Source organism: Pseudoxanthomonas sp. 97-1-1 (assembly GCF_057773125.1).
In genome coordinates this window covers 1,527,501-1,533,004 of record NZ_JBYMTJ010000001.1, presented here as the reverse complement: position 1 = coordinate 1,533,004, position 5,504 = coordinate 1,527,501, and the positions used below count along the sequence as shown (strand labels likewise).

General features: G+C 54.1%; 2 tRNA genes and 3 rRNA genes. All 5 read left to right on the top strand.

The annotated features are described in order from the left end of the window. The first annotated feature begins 253 nt into the window (after window positions 1–253). The 5 genes from AC3DET_RS07125 to rrf all read left to right on the top strand — a co-directional run bounded on the left by AC3DET_RS07125 (window position 254) and on the right by rrf (window position 5,413). Window positions 254–1,798: ribosomal RNA gene (locus AC3DET_RS07125) — 16S ribosomal RNA — on the top strand. A gap of 72 nt (window positions 1,799–1,870) precedes the next feature. Continuing rightward, window positions 1,871–1,946, top strand: a tRNA-Ala gene (locus AC3DET_RS07120). A 15-nt stretch (window positions 1,947–1,961) separates the two neighbouring features. Then, a tRNA-Ile gene (locus tag AC3DET_RS07115) sits at window positions 1,962–2,038 on the top strand. A 255-nt stretch (window positions 2,039–2,293) separates the two neighbouring features. Beyond that, window positions 2,294–5,172: ribosomal RNA gene (locus AC3DET_RS07110) — 23S ribosomal RNA — on the top strand. Between the two features lie 126 nt (window positions 5,173–5,298). Beyond that, window positions 5,299–5,413 (top strand): 5S ribosomal RNA (gene rrf / locus AC3DET_RS07105). The 16S, 23S and 5S rRNA genes sit together here with 2 tRNA genes alongside, the layout of an rRNA operon. Window positions 5,414–5,504 lie beyond the last annotated feature (91 nt).

The window sequence follows — 5,504 nt, the reverse complement described above, 5'->3', positions numbered from 1 at the left end:
AAAAACCCGCCATAATAGGCGGCTCACCTCGACGGAAACGACGGGGTTACGAAGGAAGGCGCTGAGGCCGACTTCGAGTTCTTTGAAAGTGTGCGCAGGTGACTTGTGTGGGCGCCTGCAGGAAGGACTAGCTGTCCATCTTGCAGACGTTCGATTCATGAGCATCTTGTCAATTGTAGAAATGCAAGCGATACGTAAAGCTTGTGGTCAAACGATCTGCATTCAAAGCATTGGCCTTCGGGCTAGGTAGTTTTAAGTGAAGAGTTTGATCCTGGCTCAGAGTGAACGCTGGCGGTAGGCCTAACACATGCAAGTCGAACGGCAGCACAGGAGAGCTTGCTCTCTGGGTGGCGAGTGGCGGACGGGTGAGGAATACATCGGAATCTACCTTTTCGTGGGGGATAACGTAGGGAAACTTACGCTAATACCGCATACGACCTACGGGTGAAAGTGGGGGACCGCAAGGCCTCACGCGATTAGATGAGCCGATGTCCGATTAGCTAGTTGGCGGGGTAATGGCCCACCAAGGCGACGATCGGTAGCTGGTCTGAGAGGATGATCAGCCACACTGGAACTGAGACACGGTCCAGACTCCTACGGGAGGCAGCAGTGGGGAATATTGGACAATGGGCGCAAGCCTGATCCAGCCATACCGCGTGGGTGAAGAAGGCCTTCGGGTTGTAAAGCCCTTTTGTTGGGAAAGAAATCCTATCGGTTAATAACCGGTGGGGATGACGGTACCCAAAGAATAAGCACCGGCTAACTTCGTGCCAGCAGCCGCGGTAATACGAAGGGTGCAAGCGTTACTCGGAATTACTGGGCGTAAAGCGTGCGTAGGTGGTGGTTTAAGTCTGCTGTGAAAGCCCTGGGCTCAACCTGGGAATTGCAGTGGATACTGGATCACTAGAGTGTGGTAGAGGGATGCGGAATTTCTGGTGTAGCAGTGAAATGCGTAGAGATCAGAAGGAACATCCGTGGCGAAGGCGGCATCCTGGGCCAACACTGACACTGAGGCACGAAAGCGTGGGGAGCAAACAGGATTAGATACCCTGGTAGTCCACGCCCTAAACGATGCGAACTGGATGTTGGGTGCAACTTGGCACCCAGTATCGAAGCTAACGCGTTAAGTTCGCCGCCTGGGGAGTACGGTCGCAAGACTGAAACTCAAAGGAATTGACGGGGGCCCGCACAAGCGGTGGAGTATGTGGTTTAATTCGATGCAACGCGAAGAACCTTACCTGGTCTTGACATCCACGGAACTTTCCAGAGATGGATTGGTGCCTTCGGGAACCGTGAGACAGGTGCTGCATGGCTGTCGTCAGCTCGTGTCGTGAGATGTTGGGTTAAGTCCCGCAACGAGCGCAACCCTTGTCCTTAGTTGCCAGCACGTAATGGTGGGAACTCTAAGGAGACCGCCGGTGACAAACCGGAGGAAGGTGGGGATGACGTCAAGTCATCATGGCCCTTACGACCAGGGCTACACACGTACTACAATGGTAGGGACAGAGGGCTGCAAACCCGCGAGGGTGAGCCAATCCCAGAAACCCTATCTCAGTCCGGATTGGAGTCTGCAACTCGACTCCATGAAGTCGGAATCGCTAGTAATCGCAGATCAGCATTGCTGCGGTGAATACGTTCCCGGGCCTTGTACACACCGCCCGTCACACCATGGGAGTTTGTTGCACCAGAAGCAGGTAGCTTAACCTTCGGGAGGGCGCTTGCCACGGTGTGGCCGATGACTGGGGTGAAGTCGTAACAAGGTAGCCGTATCGGAAGGTGCGGCTGGATCACCTCCTTTTGAGCACGACAAGCGCTTCTTGTCAGGCGCCCACACAAGACACCTGCATTTTTCAGAGTAAGCCCGTACAACGGGGCCTTAGCTCAGCTGGGAGAGCACCTGCTTTGCAAGCAGGGGGTCGTCGGTTCGATCCCGACAGGCTCCACCACTGAGAACGACTTTTGGGTCTGTAGCTCAGGTGGTTAGAGCGCACCCCTGATAAGGGTGAGGTCGGTGGTTCGAGTCCTCCCAGACCCACCAAAACCAGGCTGGCTATTACTTCTGAAACCTGCAATCGCACACTAAAAGATTATTTTGAAACGGATCGGCGCTGAAGCCGGCTTCGTGTTCTTTAACAACTTGTGACGTAGCGAGCGTTTTAGATTTTCATCTAGACGTGTCGTTGAGGCTAAGGCGGGGACTTCGAGTCCCTAATAAATTGAGTCGTATGTTCGCGTTGGTGGCTTTGTACCCCATCAGCACGGCATGTAACTCCGAGGCGACTTGGGGTTATATGGTCAAGCGAATAAGCGCACACGGTGGATGCCTTGGCGGTCAGAGGCGATGAAGGACGTGGCAGCCTGCGAAAAGTGTGGGGGAGCTGGCAACAAGCATTGATCCCGCAATGTCCGAATGGGGAAACCCACTGCTTCGGCAGTATCCTGCAGTGAATACATAGCTGCTGGAGGCAAACCCGGTGAACTGAAATATCTAAGTAACCGGAGGAAAAGAAATCAACCGAGATTCCCTGAGTAGTGACGAGCGAACGGGGACCAGCCCTTAAGCTGGATTGGTTTTAGAAGAACAGTCTGGAAAGACTGGCCATAGACGGTGACAGCCCGGTATTCGAAAGGACCTTTTCAGTGAAGACGAGTAAGGCGGGGCACGAGAAACCCTGTCTGAACATGGGGGGACCATCCTCCAAGGCTAAATACTCCTGACCGACCGATAGTGAACCAGTACCGTGAGGGAAAGGCGAAAAGAACCCCGGAGAGGGGAGTGAAATAGATCCTGAAACCGTGTGCGTACAAGCAGTAGGAGCCCGCAAGGGTGACTGCGTACCTTTTGTATAATGGGTCAGCGACTTACTGTTCGTGGCAAGCTTAACCGTATAGGGGAGGCGAAGGGAAACCGAGTCTGATAAGGGCGCATAGTCGCGGGCAGTAGACCCGAAACCGGGTGATCTAGTCATGCCCAGGGTGAAGGTGCCGTAACAGGTACTGGAGGCCCGAACCCACTCCCGTTGCAAAGGTAGGGGATGAGGTGTGATTAGGAGTGAAAAGCTAATCGAACCCGGAGATAGCTGGTTCTCCTCGAAAGCTATTTAGGTAGCGCCTCGTATGAATCTTCTTGGGGGTAGAGCACTGTTATGGCTAGCGGGACATCGCGTCTTAGCAAACCATGGCAAACTCCGAATACCAAGACAGAATGTACGGGAGACACACGGCGGGTGCTAACGTCCGTCGTGAAAAGGGAAACAACCCAGACCCACAGCTAAGGTCCCAAATTTCGTGCTAAGTGGAAAACGATGTGGAAAGGCACAGACAGCCAGGAGGTTGGCTTAGAAGCAGCCACCCTTTAAAGAAAGCGTAATAGCTCACTGGTCGAGTCGGTCTGCGCGGAAGATTTAACGGGGCTAAGCACGAAACCGAAGCTTGGGGTGCATAACTTTGTTATGCGCGGTAGAGGAGCGTTCCGTAAGCCGTTGAAGGTGACTTGAGAAGGTTGCTGGAGGTATCGGAAGTGCGAATGCTGACATGAGTAACGATAATGCGGGTGAAAAGCCCGCACGCCGAAAGCCCAAGGTTTCCTTGCGCAACGTTAATCGACGCAGGGTTAGTCGGTCCCTAAGGCGAGGGCGAAAGCCGTAGTCGATGGGAAGCAGGTTAATATTCCTGCACCTCGCGTGAGTGCGATGGAGGGACGGAGAAGGTTAGGTGTACCGGGCGTTGGTTGTCCCGGGGAAAGGCGGTAGGTTTGGATCTTTGGCAAATCCGGGATCCTTTAAGACCGAGCACCGAGACGAGTCCTTTTGGACGAAGTCACTGATACCACGCTTCCAGGAAAAGCTCCTAAGCTTCAGCTCACGCAGACCGTACCGTAAACCGACACAGGTGGGTAGGATGAGAATTCTCAGGCGCTTGAGAGAACTCGGGTGAAGGAACTAGGCAACATGGCACCGTAACTTCGGGAGAAGGTGCACCCTCTTTGGTGGCCCATGCGGGCTATAGCTGAGGGGGGTCGCAGAAACCAGGCCGCTGCGACTGTTTATCAAAAACACAGCACTCTGCAAACACGAAAGTGGACGTATAGGGTGTGACGCCTGCCCGGTGCTGGAAGGTTAATTGATGGGGTCAGCCGCAAGGCGAAGCTCTTGATCGAAGCCCCAGTAAACGGCGGCCGTAACTATAACGGTCCTAAGGTAGCGAAATTCCTTGTCGGGTAAGTTCCGACCTGCACGAATGGCGTAACGACAGCGGCGCTGTCTCCACCCGAGACTCAGTGAAATTGAAATCGCTGTGAAGATGCAGCGTTCCCGTGGCAAGACGGAAAGACCCCGTGAACCTTTACTATAGCTTTACATTGAACGTTGAGTTCGTCTGTGTAGGATAGGTGGGAGGCTATGAAACCGAGGCGCTAGCTTCGGTGGAGCCAACCTTGAAATACCACCCTGATGTGCTTGACGTTCTAACCTAGGTCCGTAATCCGGATCGGGGACCATGTATGGTGGGTAGTTTGACTGGGGCGGTCTCCTCCCAAAGAGTAACGGAGGAGCTCGAAGGTACGCTCAGCGCGGTCGGACATCGCGCACTGTGTGCAAAGGCATAAGCGTGCTTGACTGCGAGATCGACGGATCAAGCAGGTACGAAAGTAGGACTTAGTGATCCGGTGGTTCTGTATGGAAGGGCCATCGCTCAACGGATAAAAGGTACTCCGGGGATAACAGGCTGATACCGCCCAAGAGTTCATATCGACGGCGGTGTTTGGCACCTCGATGTCGGCTCATCACATCCTGGGGCTGTAGTCGGTCCCAAGGGTATGGCTGTTCGCCATTTAAAGTGGTACGCGAGCTGGGTTCAGAACGTCGTGAGACAGTTCGGTCCCTATCTGCCATGGGCGTTGGAGATTTGAGAGGGGCTGCTCCTAGTACGAGAGGACCGGAGTGGACGAACCTCTGGTGTTCCGGTTGTCACGCCAGTGGCATTGCCGGGTAGCTATGTTCGGAAGCGATAACCGCTGAAAGCATCTAAGCGGGAAGCGCGCCTCAAGATGAGATCTCCCGGGGCACAAGCCCCCTAAAGGAACCATCAAGACTAGGTGGTTGATAGGTCAGGTGTGTAAGTGGGGCAACCCATTGAGCTAACTGATACTAATGATCCGTGTGGCTTGACCATATAACCTCAAGTGGCCTTGGACTCGACGATATCGTCAGAGAAAATCCAATGCCCGCTACGTCACAAGACCCTATGAGAGATTGGCGCCTTAATCCGTTCCTTGGATGGCGACGCTCCAACCCTCTCCCTGGTGAAATTAGCGCTGTGGTCCCACCCGTTCCCATCCCGAACACGGAAGTGAAACGCAGCCGCGCCGATGGTAGTGTGGCTTAAGCCATGCAAGAGTAGGTCATCGCCAGGGGCTTTACCCCGAAACCCCCGTCCGATAGGACGGGGGTTTCATTTTTGTGTAAGTCCTTGATTTCTGGTTGGTTCGCCGCCAGGGTCAGTCA